The 17,291-nt window shown below is 64.9% G+C and carries 14 protein-coding genes; 9 read left to right on the top strand and 5 right to left on the bottom strand.

Annotated elements, in window-relative coordinates; all coding sequences use genetic code 11:
• Positions 1 to 141 precede the first annotated feature (141 nt).
• Both ACNFJ7_RS06210 and ACNFJ7_RS06205 read left to right on the top strand, forming a co-directional pair.
• The gene (locus tag ACNFJ7_RS06210; protein WP_152997770.1) at positions 142 to 1,296 is read left to right on the top strand and encodes a hypothetical protein; all 1,155 of its coding nucleotides are present in this window, start codon (positions 142 to 144) and stop codon (positions 1,294 to 1,296) included.
• Between the two features lie 68 nt (positions 1,297 to 1,364).
• Positions 1,365 to 2,390, top strand: coding sequence for an oxidoreductase (locus tag ACNFJ7_RS06205; RefSeq protein ID WP_026009238.1), 1,026 nt, complete (start codon positions 1,365 to 1,367; stop codon positions 2,388 to 2,390).
• A gap of 56 nt (positions 2,391 to 2,446) precedes the next feature.
• On the opposite strand, the gene ACNFJ7_RS06200 is transcribed toward ACNFJ7_RS06205, so the two are convergent.
• Both ACNFJ7_RS06200 and ACNFJ7_RS06195 read right to left on the bottom strand, forming a co-directional pair.
• Positions 2,447 to 4,660 carry a beta-glucosidase family protein gene (locus ACNFJ7_RS06200; protein ID WP_019370153.1) on the bottom strand — a complete coding sequence of 738 codons (2,214 nt, stop codon included), beginning with the start codon at positions 4,658 to 4,660 and terminating at the stop codon, positions 2,447 to 2,449.
• A gap of 98 nt (positions 4,661 to 4,758) precedes the next feature.
• A complete protein-coding gene (locus ACNFJ7_RS06195; RefSeq protein ID WP_026009237.1) occupies positions 4,759 to 7,020 on the bottom strand; it encodes an FdhF/YdeP family oxidoreductase in 2,262 nt (753 codons plus the stop codon).
• Positions 7,021 to 7,086: 66 nt separating this feature from the next.
• Between ACNFJ7_RS06195 and fdhD the strand changes: the two genes are divergently transcribed.
• The 3 genes from fdhD to ACNFJ7_RS06180 all read left to right on the top strand — a co-directional run bounded on the left by fdhD (position 7,087) and on the right by ACNFJ7_RS06180 (position 10,032).
• The gene (gene fdhD / locus ACNFJ7_RS06190; RefSeq protein WP_019370151.1) at positions 7,087 to 7,836 is read left to right on the top strand and encodes a formate dehydrogenase accessory sulfurtransferase FdhD; all 750 of its coding nucleotides are present in this window, start codon (positions 7,087 to 7,089) and stop codon (positions 7,834 to 7,836) included.
• Positions 7,833 to 8,363: a molybdenum cofactor guanylyltransferase gene (gene mobA, locus ACNFJ7_RS06185; protein WP_019370150.1), complete on the top strand. Its 531-nt coding sequence runs from the start codon at positions 7,833 to 7,835 to the stop codon at positions 8,361 to 8,363. Before fdhD ends, mobA begins: the two co-directional genes overlap by 4 nt.
• Before the next feature lie 70 nt (positions 8,364 to 8,433).
• Complete coding sequence (locus ACNFJ7_RS06180) at positions 8,434 to 10,032, top strand: ATP-binding protein (protein ID WP_019370149.1); 1,599 nt, start codon at positions 8,434 to 8,436, stop codon at positions 10,030 to 10,032.
• A 4-nt stretch (positions 10,033 to 10,036) separates the two neighbouring features.
• Here ACNFJ7_RS06180 and ACNFJ7_RS06175 read toward each other — a convergent pair whose 3' ends face one another.
• Both ACNFJ7_RS06175 and ACNFJ7_RS06170 read right to left on the bottom strand, forming a co-directional pair.
• Complete coding sequence (locus tag ACNFJ7_RS06175) at positions 10,037 to 12,088, bottom strand: NAD(+) synthase (RefSeq protein WP_019370148.1); 2,052 nt, start codon at positions 12,086 to 12,088, stop codon at positions 10,037 to 10,039.
• A gap of 62 nt (positions 12,089 to 12,150) precedes the next feature.
• The gene (locus tag ACNFJ7_RS06170) at positions 12,151 to 12,873 is read right to left on the bottom strand and encodes a murein L,D-transpeptidase catalytic domain family protein (RefSeq protein WP_019370147.1); all 723 of its coding nucleotides are present in this window, start codon (positions 12,871 to 12,873) and stop codon (positions 12,151 to 12,153) included.
• Between the two features lie 271 nt (positions 12,874 to 13,144).
• On the opposite strand from ACNFJ7_RS06170, the gene ACNFJ7_RS06165 reads away from it, so the two are divergent.
• From ACNFJ7_RS06165 to mtnA, 4 genes are read left to right on the top strand one after another with little or no spacing between them, the layout of a single operon-like run.
• A complete protein-coding gene (locus tag ACNFJ7_RS06165; protein WP_019370146.1) occupies positions 13,145 to 13,774 on the top strand; it encodes a methylthioribulose 1-phosphate dehydratase in 630 nt (209 codons plus the stop codon).
• A complete protein-coding gene (locus ACNFJ7_RS06160; RefSeq protein WP_019370145.1) occupies positions 13,762 to 14,319 on the top strand; it encodes a cupin domain-containing protein in 558 nt (185 codons plus the stop codon). Before ACNFJ7_RS06165 ends, ACNFJ7_RS06160 begins: the two co-directional genes overlap by 13 nt.
• Before the next feature lie 25 nt (positions 14,320 to 14,344).
• Positions 14,345 to 14,977, top strand: a complete 633-nt coding sequence (gene mtnC, locus ACNFJ7_RS06155) for an acireductone synthase (RefSeq protein WP_019370144.1) — start codon at positions 14,345 to 14,347, stop codon at positions 14,975 to 14,977.
• Complete coding sequence (mtnA, locus tag ACNFJ7_RS06150; RefSeq protein ID WP_019370143.1) at positions 14,974 to 16,020, top strand: S-methyl-5-thioribose-1-phosphate isomerase; 1,047 nt, start codon at positions 14,974 to 14,976, stop codon at positions 16,018 to 16,020. The genes mtnC and mtnA overlap by 4 nt, the downstream gene beginning before the upstream one ends.
• A gap of 76 nt (positions 16,021 to 16,096) precedes the next feature.
• Here the strand turns inward: mtnA and ACNFJ7_RS06145 are convergent, their stop codons facing one another.
• Positions 16,097 to 17,254 (bottom strand): aminotransferase, encoded by a 1,158-nt coding sequence (locus tag ACNFJ7_RS06145; RefSeq protein WP_019370142.1) that lies wholly within the window; start codon positions 17,252 to 17,254, stop codon positions 16,097 to 16,099.
• Positions 17,255 to 17,291 lie beyond the last annotated feature (37 nt).

The following is a 17,291-nucleotide window of genomic DNA, read 5'->3' as shown; positions in this document are numbered from 1 at the left end:
CAAATAGAGACTCTATAGATCCGTAGATCACAATCTGAAGACATGCTAGGTGCCTGGTAAACAGGTTGTAAACCTTACCGGGGAGGGGGCGTGAAAGTTAGGGCTTCGGCGCGCTGCCAGGATTCTGGCGGCAGGAATTGGTTGCGAACGAAGGTCGGGACAGAGGCGTCAGACCGGCACTTCATTCTGAGCGTACCGGAGGAATTCAGTCATCACATCTGCGAAGAAGGTATGGCGCACGGTGCTCATATCTTCGCCGCACTGTGCGATGCTGTCTCCGGATTGCCTTTCCACCTTTCCCCGCAGAGCGGCATCGCGGAAGCGCAAAAGCTGTTGTCGGCCTGGTTCGGCTTCGCGGACCGGCCGAGACCGCCGATCCGAAAGACCATCCCCGCTGGCCTGTATCTGCCTCAGACTCCAACGCCATCGCACAACGCCGCCGGATTGCTGTTCTCCGGTGGCGTGGACGCGACCTTCACGCTCACGTGGCTGAAGGAGCAGCAGGCAGGACGGCTGCTGGCGCTGTCGATCATCCATAGCGAGGATGGCTTGCCGGAGCCGCATCAACTGGCGCTATACGAGTCCTATCGGCGTGCATTGGCCGCACAGGATGTCGATCTGATTTTCGTGGCGACCAACATCATGACCTGCAATGACCGCGTTCACGACTTGTGGGCGTTCGCAACGCACGGCGGATGTATGGCTGCCGTCGCGCACTCACTTTCCAAGCAGGTCGATCGCTGGTTCATCAGTTCCTCGCACGATCTGACGGCGCTGATCCCTTGGGGATCGCATCCGCTTCTGGATCCGCAATATTCTTCTGATCGCGTCTCCTGTACCCATTTCGGCGCGGAATTCACACGGTTTGAAAAGATCTTGGGCATCGTCCACGGGCCGGTTGGTTCGGGGACGCTGGCAGTATGTGGAGATGGGGTGCAGGGCGGCGCATGGATCAATTGCTCGCGATGCCAGAAATGCCTGCGGACGATGATGGCGCTGGATCTAGCCGGTGCACGGGAACAGTCGATCAGCTTCGATTGGAGCGGCTATTCGCTCGCGGCTGTCCGTAGTTTACGACTGCGTGGGAGGAACGAAGTTATATTCGTGCAGGAACTAATACGCGCGGCAGTCGCCCTAGGCCGAAACGAACTGCATGCGGCCCTTGATCACGTGCTGCGAAAATCCTGGCTACACCGCCGGCTTTACCGCATCGAAGTGTATCTGCGGATGAAGCTCCGGTCGGCGCAGCGCTTCAAGGCGCCGCTCAAGCGGTTGAAGCGCCTGATCTACCGTTGAATCCCCTGCCGCTTTGAAACTCCGGTCTTACCTAATAGGTGCGGTGGCCAACGGATGGAGGAGTTTGCATGATCAGAACGGGCTTGATCGGCTTCGGGCTAGGTGGCACTGCCTTTCACGCGCCAATGATCGATGCGGTGGAGGGGCTGGTGCTCGCCGCGGTGGGGACGTCGCGTGGCGAAGCGGTGGCTGCGGCGTACCCCGGCGTGCCGGCGGTGCCGCCCACCGCGCTGATCACCAATCCCGATATCGATCTCGTGGTGATCTCCACGCCCAATGCGACGCATTTTGAGCTGGCACAGGCTGCGCTGGCGGCGGGTAAACATGTGGTCGTTGACAAGCCGGTGACGCCGTCTGCCGCGCAAGCAGACTCGCTGATCGCGCTGGCGGAGACGCAAAAGCGGCTGCTCTGCCCCTTCCACAACCGCCGCTGGGACAGCGACTTTCTAGCGGTGCAGCGGCTGGTCGAAAGCAGTCGGCTGGGCGAAATCCTGTTGTTTGAAGCGCATTGGGATCGCTTCCGCCCCGATCTTGCCCAGCCTTGGAAAGAATCGCCGGAGGGCGGGGCTGGACAGTTGCTCGATCTTGGGCCGCACATGATCGACCAGATGTTACTGCTATTCGGGATGCCCGAGGCGGTGGACGCCGACTTGGCCAGCCAACGCGTCGGCGGCAGCGTCGACGACTATTTCGTGCTGACCTTCCATTATGGCCAGCGACGCGTCGTGCTGGCGAGTTCACGGATGATCGCGGCGCCGCGCCCGCGTTTCGCGATTCATGGGCGGGGCGGCAGTTTCATCAAATTCGGACTTGATCCGCAGGAAGCGGCGCTGCGGGGTGGCGGATCAGTGCACGATCCTGCACATGGCTGGGAAGATTCGGCGCAGTATGGCATCCTTACCCTGCCGGACGGCTGCGTGGAGACCGTGCCATCACCCCAGGGCGATTATCGGCGCTTCTATGCTGGCATTGTCGCTGCGATCCGCGACGGCGCGCCGCCGCCGGTACCGGCAGCGGATGCTCTGGCCGGTCTGCGGCTGATCGAAGCCGCTCGCCACAGCGCGCAAGAAGGGCGGCGCGTGCCTTTGGTATAGTGCCCCGCACCCCCGAAGCTCGCTGCGCAGCCTGCATCGGGGGGCGGAGCAGGGCGTCAGGGGCGCCAGCCGGCCGGCAGCGTGCGGGCGGGAACCTGAACGGATGTCGTGGCCGTGATCTCGTCGGCGGAGTGGCCGAGCAGGACCTTGTAGGTGCCGCCTGCGATCTTCCAGCTGTTCGACGCCTCGTCGAATGTGGCCAAGAGGCGCGGATCGACGGTCACGGTTACCGCCTTGGAAGCGCCTGCCGCCAGCGACACCTTCTGGAACGCGCCCAGTCGCTTGGGGGCTTCCCAGCCGTTGCCAGAGACATAAACCTGCGCCACGTCCGCGCCGGCGCGCTTGCCGCTATTGCGTACCGTGAAGCTCACAGTCACCTGGCCCTTGGGCGCCGCTGCCTTCAGCCCGGAATAGGCGAAGCTGGTGTAGGACAGGCCATGACCGAAGGAGAAGTGTGGCTTGTCGCCCTTTGCATCAAACCATTTGTAGCCGATTGCCGCACCTTCGGTATAGCGCGTCTCGCCGTCGTTCGGCGTGCTCGGCTTCGCGAGCTGCGAAAGGCTGCGCGGGAAGCTGACCGGCAGATGGCCAGAGGGATTGACCTCGCCGGTCAGCACATTGGCGATCGCTTCGCCGCCGGCCGTACCCGGATACCACGCTTCCAGGATTGCCGCCGTCTTGTCGGCCCAAGGCATCAGCACCGGGCCGCCAGTTTCGAGCACTACCACAGTCTTGGCATTGGCAGCGGCCACGGCGTCGATCAGGCCGTCCTGATTGTCGGCGAGCGTGAGCGAGGGGTCGAAAGCTTCGCCAGCCCACTGCGTGGCGAAGACGATCGCCATATCCGCCTGCTTGGCCGCCGCAGCCGCGGCGGCGGCATCCTTCCCGTCGAGGAAGGTGATCGTCGCGCCCGGCAGTTGGCGGCGCAGCGCCGCGACGGGGGAGGAGGGGTGGTACATCACCGGGCCTGGCCAGACCTTCGGCTCGATACCCGGCACGGCATTGCCGCCTACCGGATAGACCAGCGAGGATCCGCCGCCCGCCAGCACGCCCTTGTCGGCATGGCCGCCAATCACCACGATCCGGCGCGCCGTCCCAGCGAGCGGCAGTACGTTGCCAGCGTTCTTCAGCAGCACGATGCCCGCTTCGGCATCGGCGCGCGTGACGGCTGCATGGCTGGCGAGCATCGCCGGCGGTAGCTCCATTGGTGCGGCGGTGATCGGATGTTCGAACAGCCCGTGTGCGAACATCGAACGGAGGATGCGGTGCGCCATTTCGTCCAGGCGCGCCTTGCTCACCTCGCCCTTCGCCAAGGCGGCCTTTAGCGGCTCGCGAAAATAGGGCTGCTCGTCGAACGGCCAGCCCGATTCCTGTTCGAGGCCCGCGTTCGCGGCGGCAACGGTGGAGTGAGTGGCGCCCCAATCCGACATGACGAAGCCTTTCCAGCCCCAGTCACGGCGCAGCACGTCGGTCAGTAGCCAGGGCTGCTCGCAGGCATAGATGCCGTTGACCTTGTTGTAGGCGCACATCACCGAGCCTGGATCGGAACGCTCTATCGCGAATTTGAAGGCGAGCAGGTCGCTCATCTGCGCGGCGGCGCGGTCGATCACGGCATTCATCTTGAAACGATCGGTTTCCTGATCGTTGACCGCATAATGTTTGACGGTGGAAATGATGTGGTTCGACTGGATGCCTGCGATCTGCGCGCCCACCATAGTGCCGGCAAGAAGGGGGTCTTCGCCGCCATATTCAAAGTTGCGGCCGTTGCGCGGCTCCCGCATCAGATTGACGCCTCCAGCCAGCAGCACATTGAAGCCCGAAGCGCGCGCCTCTGCCCCGATCATCGCGCCGCCCTTATAAGCAAGAGCGGGATCCCAGGTGGCTGCGGTGGCAATACCGGCGGGAAGTGAGGTACGACCGCGTTTGCGCTCAGCGCCGCCCTGCGTTGCGACCCCGACGCCGGCATCGGTCTGCCACTGGGCGGGAATGCCCAGCCGCGGGATGGCGGGGATGTAGCCGGCCGAGCCGGGGCGGGCCTGCGGATCGGCCTTGAAGTTCTTCGGCGAAAAGTCGGTACCGAAGTAGCCGAAGACGAGGGTGAGCTTCTCGTCCTCGGTCATCTGCGCAAGGACGAGCTTGGCGCGCGCATCGGGCGCGAGCTTCGCATTGGCCCATGGCCGAGCGGCCGGCGCCTGCTGGGCCGATGCCGGGGCGGCCAGGCAGATGGCGATGGCAAACAACGGGGCGCTGAGCGTGGCTTTGCGAAGCATGTCTTCCTCTCCTGCAATTGACCGTCAGCGTTGTCGCAACGCATCTTTTTTCGCAAGCCGGAAAAATCGCGAGGTTCGTCGCGGCTCCGCCGCACCCGCTAGATGCGGATGCGGACGGGAACTGACTTTGCAGCCGGAGTGTGGGAAGCCTGGTCGTGATGGCGTAGCGCAATCAGCGGGTTCAGCTCGGGATAATAGCCGGCTAGGCAACTATCTGGAAGGTTAAACGGCAGCACTTCCAGGCCCTCCACAACCCGATCGACGCCGTCCGATGCGTCGCCCACAAGCGCCACGCGCTGCCCCTCGCGTAGCCCAGCGCGCGCCATTTCGTCGGGGTTGATCAGCACAACGTCGCGTTTGCCTTCGATCCCGCGCAGGCGATCGGAATAGCCATAGACCGTCGTGTTGAACTGATCATTGGAGCGCAGAGTTATAAGGCGGTACAAGCCCTCTTCTGCCGCAAAGCCGGTGGCGTTGAGCGCTGCTGGCACGGTGAAATCGGCCTTGCCGCTCTTCGTCTTCCAGTTTCGCTCGCGGGCGCTGTTGCCCTTGAAGAAGCCGCCGGGGGTGAACAGCCGCTGGTTGAAGTTGCGGAACATTTCGGGATAGGTGGCTTCGATCGCGTCGCGTACCGCGGCATAGTCCACCGCCCATTCCGCCCAGGGCACGCGCGGATTGGGATCGAGCGTCGCCTGTGCCAGCCCGGCTACGATCGCCATTTCCGATTTGAGATGCGGACTGGCCGGCTTGGCCTCACCGATCGAGCCGTGGATGCAGCTGAGGCTGTCTTCCATCGTCACGACCTGCGGCGTGTCGTTCTGGATGTCCTGCTCGGACCGAACGAGGCAGGGAAGGAGGTAGGCGGTTTCGCCGCAGAACAGCTGGCCGCGATTGAGTTTGGTGGCGATCTGGACGGTTAGGTCCATGCTGGTCCAAGCCTTTTCCATAACGCCGTGATCGGGAACGGCGCGCAGAAAATTGCCGCCAAGGCCGACGAAGGCGCGCACCTTGCCCGCAACGATCGCCTCGCAGCCAGTGACCGTGGTGTAGCCTTCGTCCCGGGGTGGGTCGAAGCCATATTGTTCGGCGAGCCGATCGAGCGGCACGAGTTCGGGCTTCTCAGATATGCCTACGGTGCGCTGGCCCTGCACGTTCGAATGGCCGCGCACCGGCGATACGCCGGCGCCCAGTCGGCCGATATTCCCGCGCAGGAGCATCAGGTTCACGACGCCGGCGACGTTGTCGTAACCGCCATGATGCTGGGTGAGGCCCATCCCCCAGATGCCGATGGCACGCTCGGCGCCGATATAGACGTCTGCCGCCTCGATGATCTGAGCCCGGGCAAGGCCTGTTTCGGCCTCGATGGTTTCCCAGCTGGTGGTGCGCGCCTTCTCCGCGAAGGCTTCGAAGCCGTGGGTGTGCTCTGCGATAAAGGCGTGATCGAGCACGCCGCCGCGGCGATCTTCCTCAGCGAGAACGTGCTTGGCCATGCCGATCATCGCGGCGATGTCGCTACCAGCCTTGAGCTGATAGTAATGGGACGAAATTTCCGTTTTGCCGCCCGTCACCATCTGCGTGCTCTGCGGATTGCGGAACTCGAGCAGGCCCTTTTCATAGATCGGATTGAAGGTGACGATCTTCGCACCGCGTTTGCGCGCCGCCGTCAGCGTATGGATGAAGCGCGGGCTGTTGGTCCCGGTATTCTGGCCGAAGAAGAAGATCGCGTCGCAATGCTCGAAATCTTCGAGCAGGCAGGTGCCAACTGGCGCGCCGATTGTCGATTTCAGCGCCACCGAGGTGGTTTCGTGACACATGTTGGAGCTGTCGGGCAGGTTGTTGTGGCCATAGAGCCGCGCGAACAGCGCCCAGGCATAGCTTGCCTCTAGGCTTGCCTTTCCGGAGGCGTAGAAAATGGTCTGTTTGGCGGGAATACCCCGAAGCTTGCGGCCGATGGCGCGGAACGCCTCTTCCCAGGTGCAGGGCAAATATTTGTCCGTCGCGCGATCGTAGCGCATCGGGCTGGTGAGCCGGCCGGCCTGTTCCAGGTCATGGTCGCTCCAGCCGCGCAGTTCGCTAAGCGTATGGTGGGCGAAGAACTCGGGTGTCGCCCGGCGGGTGGTAAGATCCCAGAGCGTAGCCTTTGCGCCGTTCTCGCAAAATTCGAACATGTGCGGCTTGGCCGGCTTGGTCCAGGCGCAGGAGGTGCACATCATGCCACCCGGTTTGTTCTGTCGCGCGAGCGTGGACAGCGCTTCCGGGCTCGGCCTTTCGGCGCCTGCGACCAGCGCCATGCCGCGCAGCGAGCCCCAGCCACCTTCTGGCCCTGAATAGTGGATCGTGCCGTCTTTTGCCCGGGCCATCGCGCCGCTCCTTGATCTCTGCCTTTCTCCTATACCCTTCGGGGACTGAGCGCCTATTCTGGCCACATGGAAATGTGGTTCAATCGCGTTACGCCGGAGGGGTCGGAGACCCGGATTCAACGCCCGTTGGTGCCCGAAGTGCCAATCGCCATCGAAATCAACGGGATTGGCTATGCCGTGATGATGGCGACCCCCTCTCATCTGGCCGATTTCGCCTATGGTTTCGTCGCCGCCGAGCGGTTGGGCACGCCCGTAGACGTGGAGACGCATGAAGCCGAGCGCGGCGTGATCCTACGCGTCACGCTGGCCGATCCTACTACAGTGATCGAACGTGTGCGTCACCGAACGACCGATTCCAGTTGCGGCTTGTGCGGCATCGAGAACCTGGAGGCCGCGTTGCGCCCCTTGCCGCCAATCGAGCAGGCGACGGAGGCCTCCACGACTGCGATCTTCCGGGCGGCCTCGGCGCTTCGCGAACACCAGCCGCTAAACCGGGTAACGGGGGCGGCGCATGCCGCTGCGCTGTGCGCGGTGGATGGCGGCATCCGGCTGGTGCGCGAGGATGTCGGGCGGCACAATGCTTTCGACAAGTTGATTGGCGCGATGGCGCGGGGCGGCCTTGGCTGGGACGGGGGCTTCGCACTGATCAGTGCGCGCTGCTCGTTCGAGCTGGTGGAAAAGGCGGTGCTGGCCGGATGCCCTATGCTCGCGGCAATCTCCGCGCCCACCGAGCTGGCAGCGGAGCGCGCTCGCGCCGCCGGTTTGCGGCTGGCCGCGCTGGTGCGATCCGATGCGCTGCTGGCGCTGGTACCATGAAGCCGATCGGTGCCATTCTGGCAGGCGGTCGGGCGCAGCGGTTCGGGTCGGACAAGGCACTGGCGCGCTTGGGTGGGCGCACGCTGATCGATCACGTCGCCGCGCAACTGGCGCGGTATTGCTCGAGCGTAATCCTATGCGGGCGCATTGATGGCGATGGGGTGCTGGATCGCCCCGAAACGGGACGAGGGCCGCTTGCTGGCCTGAACGCCGCGTTGCACGCGGGCACCGCGCGTGGCGCAGCGACGGTGCTGGTCGCACCTTGCGACACGCCGGTGCTGCCGGACGCGCTGCTGGCGCTCCTGGCGGCAGAAGAGCAAGCGGCCTATGTCGCGCAATTGCCGGTCCTGGGCGTGTGGCCGACCCACTGGGCGGCAACGTGCGACCTGCATCTGGCGGAAGATGCCAAGGCCTCGATGCGGGGGTGGGCGGCGCGGATCGGTGCGAAGGCAATCGATTGGCCGGAGCCGATTCCGAACATCAACTCTCCGGAAGATCTCGCGGGCGTGTCCGGTTTTTTTCCTTAGTTCCGCTTTCGCTTTCCATGCGCTAGTCCTCGTATAGGTTTGTGCCGGGCGACCGGCCGCAGGGGGTCGGATGGAACGCGTGCTTGCTGCCTTCTGGAGTGGAAACTACGCTCCGCATGGCTATTGCCTGTTCTGGCAGCCGACGCTGCTGTGGTCCCACATCATTGCCGACACGCTGATTGCGATTGCCTACTTTTCCATCCCGATCGCGCTCGTCACACTAATACGTCGGCGCAAGGATCTTATTTTCGGCTGGATTTTCTGGTGCTTCGGCCTCTTCATCCTGGCCTGCGGGCTGACCCATGTGATGGGAATCATCACGCTCTTCTATCCGCTGTACGGCGTTGAAGCGATCGTCAAGCTGATCACGGCGGCCGCCTCGGTCGCAACGGCCATCCTGCTCTGGCCCTTGCTTCCGCGGCTGGTCCGACTGCCGTCTTCCGAGAAACTGAAGGAAGCGAATGCGCAACTGGCGGCGATGGTGGAACAGCGCGACGCTGCGCTTGCCGATGTGAAGGCCGAAGTGGCGCAGCGGGAAAGTGTGGAAGCCGCGCTGCTGCAGGCGCAGAAGCTGGAGGCCGTCGGGCAGCTGACCGGGGGAATCGCGCATGACTTCAACAATCTGCTTCAGGCGATCGCCGGCAATCTGGAACTGATCGCCCGCAAGCCGGACGATGCGGATCGCGTAATCCGCTGGACGTCCAGCGCGCTGGATGCGGTGGAGCGTGGACGGCAGCTCACCGGACAGCTGCTCGCCTTTTCCAGCAAGCAGCGACTTGACGTGAAATCGGTGCGACTGGCGGATCTGGTCGGCGGGATGGCCGGGCTGGTCGAACGCGCGGTGGCGCCGCTCAGCCGGGTGCGGATCGAGCGGATCGACCCGGTCTGGAACGTGCAGACCGACGCACTCCAGCTTGAACTCGCGATTCTGAATCTCGCTTTCAACGCCCGCGATGCGATGCCCGAAGGCGGGTTGCTGACGATCTCGGCGGAACTGCGCAGCGGCAAGGTTGCGGCGGATCTGCCCGTCGGGGATTATGTGGCGCTTACCGTGTCCGACACGGGGACCGGCATGACGCCGGATGTGCTGGCCCGCGCCGTCGAGCCCTTCTTTTCCACCAAGGGCGTCGGAAAGGGAACGGGCATGGGCCTGTCGATGGCGTTCGGCGTCATGCGGCAATCCGGCGGTACGCTTACGATCGACAGCGATGTCGGTCGTGGAACGGCGATCACGCTGGTCCTGCCGATCGCGACGGTGGAACCGCGGCGGGACGTGCAGGACGATGCCGCGCATGACGAACGGGTCGATCTTTCCGGGGCAGAGGTAGCGCTGGTCGACGACGACGATCATGTTCGCGGATCGCTGATCGAAACGCTGTGTGCGGCGGGTGCCACCGTTGCGGAAGCGGCGGATGGCGAAAGCGGAATCGCGCTGGTGCGGGCAAAGCGCTACGGCGCGCTAGTGGTGGACTTCGCCATGCCAGGCCTCAGTGGCAGCGAAGTCGCGGAACAGGTCGCCGCGATCGATCCCGAGCTCCCGGTAATCCTGATCACCGGGTTCGCCGATTCCAGTAAACTGGATGCCGTCGCACCCAATGTGACCATCCTGCGCAAGCCGTTCGAATCGAAGGAACTGCTGCACCACATCCAGAAGGTGTGCCGGCGATGAGCCGTCAGGGTAGGGCAGCGCGCAGTTCCTCAATCCAAGTCGTCGCTACGCTATCTGACGGTGCGCGCCAGTCGCCGCGCGGGCTGAGCGCGGCGGCGCCGGAGACCTTCGGACCATTGGGCAGCGCCGATCGCTTGAACTGACTGGTTTGAAAGAAGCGGAACAAGAAAGTTTCAAGCCACTTGGCGATCGTCGCCAAATCATAGTGGTTGCGGCCCTCCGACGGGAAGCCGATCGGCCACTGACCCGTTTTTGCATCCTTCCATGCGTGCCAGGCGAGAAATGCTACCTTAGAGGGGGGGAGGCCGGAGCGGGTGGTGTGGTGGATAAAGAAATCGTGAAGTTCATAGGGACCTATCCGGTCCTGCGTGCTCTGCATCTTGCCGTCGGCATCGGCCGGGACGAGCTCGGGTGAAATCTCCGTATCGAGGATCGACAGCAGCACCGTCGCCGCCTCGCCGTCGAACTGGCCGCTCTCCACGCTCCAGCGGATCAGATACTGGATCAGCGTCTTGGGCACTCCGGCATTGACGCCGTAATGGCTCATCTGGTCGCCGACGCCATAGGTGCACCAGCCGAGCGCGAGTTCCGACAGATCGCCGGTGCCGAGCACGAAGCCGTGGTGGTGATTGGCGAGACGGAACAGATAATCGGTGCGCAGGCCCGCCTGCACATTCTCGAACGTCACGTCATAGACCGGCTCGCCATCGGCGAAGGGATGGCCGAGATCGGCGAGCATCTGCCGGGCGGTGGGACGGATATCGATCTCCGCCGCGGTGACGCCGATCGCGCGCATCAGTGCCCAGGCATTGGACTTGGTCCCCTCGCTCGTCGCGAAGCCCGGCAGGGTATAGCCGAGGATATCCGTGCGGGGCCGCCCGAGCCGGTCCATCGCCTTCGCGGCGACGATCAGCGCATGGGTGGAATCGAGCCCGCCGGACACGCCGATGATCAGCGCCTTGCTCTTCGTCGAGGCGAGGCGCTGGCGCAGCCCCTCTACCTGGATGTTGAACGCCTCGTAGCAATCCTCCTCCAGCGCGGCCGGCGTGTTGGGCACGAAGGGGAAGCGCCGGATCGGGCGGATCAGCCCACGATCGGCGAAATCCGGCTGGTGGGCGAAGCCAATGCGCCGAAAGCGGGTTTCGGGGTGACCGGCATTGCGCGCGTTGTCGTTGAAGGTGCCGTCGCGCATCCGCTCCAGCCGCAGCCGCTGGAGATCGAGATCGGCATAGGTGATCGCATCCGCGAGTTCGAAACGCTGCGACGCCGCGAGCTTTTCGCCGAATTCATAGATCAGCCCCTGGCCATCCCAGGCGAGATCGGTGGTGCTTTCCCCCGGACCGGAGGCGGAATAGAGATAGGCGGCGATTGTCCGCGAGCTTTGCGAGGCGCAGAGCAGTTCGCGCTCGCGCCCCTTGCCGATCACGATGTTCGAGGCGGAAAGATTGCACAGCACCAGCGCGCCTGCCATCGCTCCTTCGGTGGACGGGGGCTGCGGCGCCCAATAATCCTCGCAAATCTCGATATGGAAGACGAAATCGCGCAGGTCTTCGGCCGCGAACAGCAGGTCCGGGCCGAAGGGCACCGTCTGACCCGCCACGGTGATATCGAGATCGCGCAGGCCGGAGCCCGAGGCGAACCAGCGCTTCTCATAATATTCGCGATAATTGGGCAGATAGGTCTTGGGCACCACGCCCAGAATACGACCCCGGGCGATCGCGACCGCACAGTTATACAGGCGCCCGTTCCGCTCCAGCGCCGCGCCGACCAGCAGCACCGGCTTCAGCGTCTGGCTTGCCTCGACGATCGCGGCGATGCCCGCCTGGGTGGCGCCCAGGATAGCATCCTGAAGATGCAGATCATCGATCGCATAGCTGGTGACGTTGAGTTCCGGGAAGACCAGCAGGTCCGCACCCGCCGCATCCCCTTGCTTGGCCAGCGCAATCGCGGCGCGCGCGTTGGCGGCCGGATCGGCCACCGTGCCCAGCGGCGTACAGACGCCTGCCCGGATCATTCCATGGCGATGCAGTGCGAAAAACGGGTGCGGTTCGGACATGCCTGTCTCCTATGCCGGGGACCATGGCCTGCCAACCCCGCGGAGGCGGGTTCGATCCGTGGTTATGCCTTGGCGGCGTAGATCATGCGGCCCGGGCCGAGGCGTTCGAACACCTTGGCGAGCTGGCGTTCGCCGACTGCGAAACAGCCCTGGCTTCGGCCGAGCTTGCCGTGCTTCGAGATCATGTCCGGGTTCGCATACCAGGCAGAATGGATCACAATCGCACGCGCCATCGCGTTGTTGTTGGTCGGATCCAGCCCGATCAGCCGCTGCGAATCGCCGTGCTTGCCGACATAATAATCGGCGGTAAGGAAGGCGCCTTCGCAGGTCGCCTCCGAATTGATCTGGTTCGAGAAGCGCTGCAGCACGCCGGTATGGGCAGGATCCGATCCGATGCCGTGCGATACCAGCAGCGTTTCGACTTCGCCGGTGCCCATGTTGACAAGGAAGAAGCGCGCCTCCGACGACGGCAGCGAGAAATCGGCGATTGCGATACGATCGTGCGTGTCGACCCGCACCGAATGACGATCGAGCGCGGCGGTGGCGCGCTTGAACAGTTCGGGCCGAATGCCCTGCGGGGTGACGCGCGCAGCGGCAGCCACCTTGGGGGCCGGAGCCAGCGCGGCGGGCGCGGGCTTCACCGGCGGATGGACCGGGGCTGGCGAATGCGACGCCATCGAGCCGATCGTGCGCGATGCGCAGGCAGAGACCGCTGCGCCGCTTGCCATGACCAGCGCCGACTTGAGCAGTCCCCGACGCGATTTAATCGTAGCGATAGAATCCATGATTTTTGTTCTGCGCCCGCGAAATATACCTGATGCCCTGCAACCGTATAACAAAATCAGCGTTAACAAGGGGATTGCCAATTGACATCTCGGCCGCAGTTCGCCGCGACTCCGGCCCGGTTCGCCGAAGCAGCGTGCCGGCGAGAGACAGTTGGGCGGTCTGACCGCAGCGCAGCGCGAATCATGTTGCCCCGTTCCGGCATGATTCTTTCGCGCGCCGGAATGCGAAAACCGCCTGCTTCTCGCCGCGCCATACGCTAGGGGGCGCACTATGACCATGACGTACGAACAGGCCGTAGCGGCCCTGATCGACGCCGGACGCCGGCTGGACGCGCGCGGGTGGGCGCCGGCGACGTCGGGCAACTATTCCGCGCGCCTGGACGACGGCAGCATCGCGCTCACCGTATCGGGCCGGCACAAGGGCAGGTTGACCGCCGACGGTATCATGCGCGTTGACCTGGACGGTCGTCCGCTCTCCGCGGGCAAGCCTTCCGCCGAGACCGAGCTGCATCTGGCACTGTATCGCATGTTCCCCGGCGCCGGCGCCGTGCTGCACGGCCATTCCCCGCAGGCGGTGGGCCTGAGCCGCGCAGCGGCCGACGCCGATGGCTGGGTGCTTCGCGGGCACGAGATGCTGAAGGCCTATCCTGGCCACACCACGCACGAGGCCGAAGCGCGGCTGCCGATCGTCGAAAACAGCCAGGACATGGCGATGATCGAGGCGGCGGTGCGGCCAGCGCTGCTGGCGCCGGATGCAATTCCGGCGTATCTGATCCGCAGCCACGGGCTCTATGCCTGGGGCAAGGATGTGGACGAGGCCGAACGCGTGCTGGAAGCGACCGAATGGATGATCGCCGCCGAACTTGCCGAGGCCAGTTTCAAACAGGCATGGGCGCGATGAGCCAGCTCAAACTCTATGCAGAGCAGGGTGGGGCGCCGCTTCTCGATACCCGGGATGCGGCGGAAATCGCCGCAGCCCTGGGCGAAGTCGGCGTGCGGTTCGAGCAATGGCCGTCGCGCCCGGTTCCTGCCGATGCCGATCAGGAGGCCGTGCTGGCGGCGTTCGCACCCGAAGTGGAGCGGCTGAAGGCCGCGAAAGGCTATCGATCGGTCGACGTGATCCGCATGGTGCCGGAGCACCCGGAGCGCGACGCCCTGCGGGCCAAGTTCCTTTCCGAACACCGCCATGCCGAAGACGAGGTTCGCTTCTTCGTGGAAGGCGAAGGGCTGTTCACGCTGCATCTGGACGATCGCGTCTATGCCGTGCTGTGCACGGCCGGCGATCTGATCTCCGTTCCCGCCGGCACGCCGCACTGGTTCGACATGGGGCCGAGCCCGCGCTTTACCGCGATCCGGCTGTTCACCAATCCGGACGGCTGGATCGCCCAGTTCACCGGCGATGCCATCGCCGACCGTTTTCCGCGCCACGAGCCCGTCGCTGCCTGAGCGCGGCGTTTCGAGAATAGAAGCCATGACCCAGCCCAAGGCCGTCCTGCTCGATATCGAGGGGACCACCAGCAGCATCGCCTTCGTGGCCGAGGTGCTGTTCCCCTATGCCCGCCAGCATCTGGCTGCCTATGTTGCCGCGCATCCAGAGGACGTCGCCCCGATCCTGGCGGAGGTGCCGGGCGAGGACAAGGTCGCCACGCTGCTCGGCTGGATCGACGAGGATCGCAAGGCAACCCCGCTCAAGACGCTGCAGGGGCTGATCTGGGAACAGGGCTATGCCGATGGCACGCTGAAAGGCCATGTCTATCCCGACACGCCCGATGCGCTGCGCCGCTGGTACACGGCGGGCGTGGCGATCTACATCTATTCCTCGGGCTCGATCGCGGCGCAGAAGCTGATCTTCGGCCGATCGATCGCCGGGGATCTGACGCCGATGCTCGCCGGCTATTTCGATACGACCACCGGGCCGAAGCGCGAGGCGGAGAGCTATCGCAGGATCGCCGCGGCAACGGGCCTGGCGCCGGGCGAGATCCTGTTCGTGTCGGACGTGCAGGCGGAAATAGACGCGGCGCGCGCCGCGGGCCTTGGCGCGCTGCTGATCGATCGCGCCGGCGCGCCCGCCGATCTTCACTCGCTCGCGGAGATTCGCTTGTGATCCTGGAAGGCAAGCACACCCGATCGATCGCCCGAACCGGGGACGGGCAGGGGATCCGCATCCTCGATCAGCGCCAGCTGCCCTGGGAAATACGCTGGGTGGAGGTACGCGATTGCGAAGCGGCGGCAATCGCGATTCGCGAGATGTGGACGCGCGGTGCGCCGATGATCGGAGCAACCGCCGCCTATGGCCTTGCCATGGCCCTGGCGGTCGATGCGAGCGATGCCGCGCTCGATGCGGCCTATGCCATGCTGATCGAAACGCGGCCGACGGCGATCAATCTGCGCTGGGCGCTGGACCAGGTGCGGGGGGCGGTGCAGGGGCTTTCGGAGGCAGAGCGTGCCGCAGCCGCCTTCGCGCGCGCCGATGCGATCTGCGACGAGGATGCAGAGCTTTGCCGGGCGATCGGCGAACATGGGCTGGGCTTGCTGCGCGAACTGCACGCGAAAAACCCGGGCCGGCCGCTCAACATCCTCACCCATTGCAACGCGGGATGGCTGGCCACGGTGGATTACGGCACCGCGACCGCGCCGATCTACCTCGCGCACGATGCCGGCATTCCGGTGCATGTCTGGGTGGACGAGACACGGCCGCGCAACCAAGGCGCGCTGCTTACCGCGTTCGAGCTGCGCAACCACGGCGTGTCGCACAGCGTGATCACCGACAATGCCGGCGGGCTCCTGATGATGCAGGGGCAGGTGGACGCAGTGATCGTCGGCACCGATCGGGTGACCGCGAACGGCGATGTCTGCAACAAGATCGGCACCTATCTGAAGGCGCTGGCGGCGCACGACAACGGCGTGCCGTTCTATGTCGCGCTGCCCTATACCACCTTCGATCCGGCCACAGCCACGGGTGCCGACATCCCGATCGAAGCGCGATCGGCGGAGGAAGTGACGCGGCTGACCGGACCGGACGAGGCGGGCCGCATCGCCGCCATCCGCGTGACGGATTCGCCTGCGCTGAACCCGGCGTTCGACGTTACGCCCGCGCGGCTGGTGACGGGATACATCACCGAGCGGGGCGTGCTCGCGACGATCTGATGCGGGCTGTCGATCGGCGCATCGCCGAGGATGGCGGAGCTTCTTCAACGCGCGGGATGGCTGCCCTCAAGGCGGTTCAATCCGAGAACTGGCGCCGCCAATCCTGCACGCGCTCGATCGCGGCATCGAGCACCGCCGCTTCCTTGACGAAGCAGAAGCGGACGACGTTGGTCACCGCGTCTTCGGCGTAAAAGGCGGAGACCGGGATCGTCGCGACCTTGGCCTCTTCCACCAACCGTTCGCTGAAGGTGACGTCGTCCATCGGCAGCCCGGACGCCGCGAGATCGACCGACAGGAAGTAGGTGGCGGCACTCGGCAACACCACCAGGCCCGCCCGGCGCAGCCCCGCCGCCAGCCGGTCGCGGCCGGCCTGGAAGCGGTGGCGTGCCTCGCCCACCCACGCATCCTGCGTCATCAGCCCCTCCGTCACCGCCCATTGCAGATTCGGCGGGGTGGTGAAGGTGAGGAACTGGTGCGCCTTGGCGAGCACGCGCGCGAGTGGCGGGGCGGCGCACATCCATCCCACCTTGAAGCCCGTGAGCGCGAAGATCTTGCCAGCGCTGCCGATCTTCACCGTCCGCTCGCGCATGCCGGACATCCCGATCAGCGGAACGTGCCGGGCACCGTCGAACGTGACATGCTCCCAAACCTCGTCGCAGATCGCGACCAGATCGTGCGCGACGCACAGATCGGCGACCATCGCCAGTTCCTCGGCGCCGGACATGGTGGCGGCGGGGTTGAGCGGGTTGTTGAGCAGGAGCAGCCGCGTCCGGTCGCTGATCGCCGCTTCCAGCGCCGCACGATCGATCCGCCATTCGGGCGGGCTGAGGCGGACGAACCGGGGCACGCCGCCCGCGCGGCGGATCAGCGGCACATAGGCATCGTACAGCGGCTGGAAACAGATCACCTCGTCGCCGGGTTCGATCAGCGCCAGCAGCGCGGCGGCGAGCGCTTCGGTGGCGCCGGAGGTGACGATCACTTCCTCCGCCGACAGGTTCAGCCCCTGATGCCGCGCATAGTGATCGGCCACGGCCTGGCGCAGCTCCGGCAGGCCGGCCATGGGCGGATATTGGTTCGATCGCTCCAGCACCGCGCTGGCCGCGGCCTGCAGCACGGGCTCCGGCCCGCGTCCGTCGGCAAAGCCCTGACCAAGATTGATCGCGCCGCTTGCCCGCGCCCGCGCAGACATGGCTTCGAAGATGGTGGTGCCCATCCGGGAATAGATCGGGTTCATCGCATGCCGCTATTGCGGGTTGCGCTTGCGGGTTGCA

Source organism: Sphingomonas sp. HT-1, from assembly GCF_048568905.1.
Classification (GTDB): Bacteria; Pseudomonadota; Alphaproteobacteria; order Sphingomonadales; family Sphingomonadaceae; genus Sphingomonas.
This window is presented reverse-complemented; position numbering and strand designations above follow the sequence as displayed.

Bases quoted from the DNA above. Each gene is read 5' to 3' on its own strand.
- ACNFJ7_RS06205 (WP_026009238.1), top strand. From the start codon at position 1,365: ATGATCAGAACGGGCTTGATCGGCTTCGGGCTAGGTGGCACTGCCTTT.
- ACNFJ7_RS06200 (WP_019370153.1), bottom strand. From the start codon at position 4,660: ATGCTTCGCAAAGCCACGCTCAGCGCCCCGTTGTTTGCCATCGCCATC.
- ACNFJ7_RS06175 (WP_019370148.1), bottom strand. From the start codon at position 12,088: ATGTCCGAACCGCACCCGTTTTTCGCACTGCATCGCCATGGAATGATC.
- ACNFJ7_RS06160 (WP_019370145.1), top strand. From the start codon at position 13,762: ATGGGCGCGATGAGCCAGCTCAAACTCTATGCAGAGCAGGGTGGGGCG.
- ACNFJ7_RS06195 (WP_026009237.1), bottom strand. From the start codon at position 7,020: ATGGCCCGGGCAAAAGACGGCACGATCCACTATTCAGGGCCAGAAGGT.
- ACNFJ7_RS06170 (WP_019370147.1), bottom strand. From the start codon at position 12,873: ATGGATTCTATCGCTACGATTAAATCGCGTCGGGGACTGCTCAAGTCG.
- ACNFJ7_RS06165 (WP_019370146.1), top strand. From the start codon at position 13,145: ATGACCATGACGTACGAACAGGCCGTAGCGGCCCTGATCGACGCCGGA.
- ACNFJ7_RS06145 (WP_019370142.1), bottom strand. From the start codon at position 17,254: ATGAACCCGATCTATTCCCGGATGGGCACCACCATCTTCGAAGCCATG.
- mtnC (WP_019370144.1), top strand. From the start codon at position 14,345: ATGACCCAGCCCAAGGCCGTCCTGCTCGATATCGAGGGGACCACCAGC.
- ACNFJ7_RS06180 (WP_019370149.1), top strand. From the start codon at position 8,434: ATGGAACGCGTGCTTGCTGCCTTCTGGAGTGGAAACTACGCTCCGCAT.
- fdhD (WP_019370151.1), top strand. From the start codon at position 7,087: ATGGAAATGTGGTTCAATCGCGTTACGCCGGAGGGGTCGGAGACCCGG.
- mobA (WP_019370150.1), top strand. From the start codon at position 7,833: ATGAAGCCGATCGGTGCCATTCTGGCAGGCGGTCGGGCGCAGCGGTTC.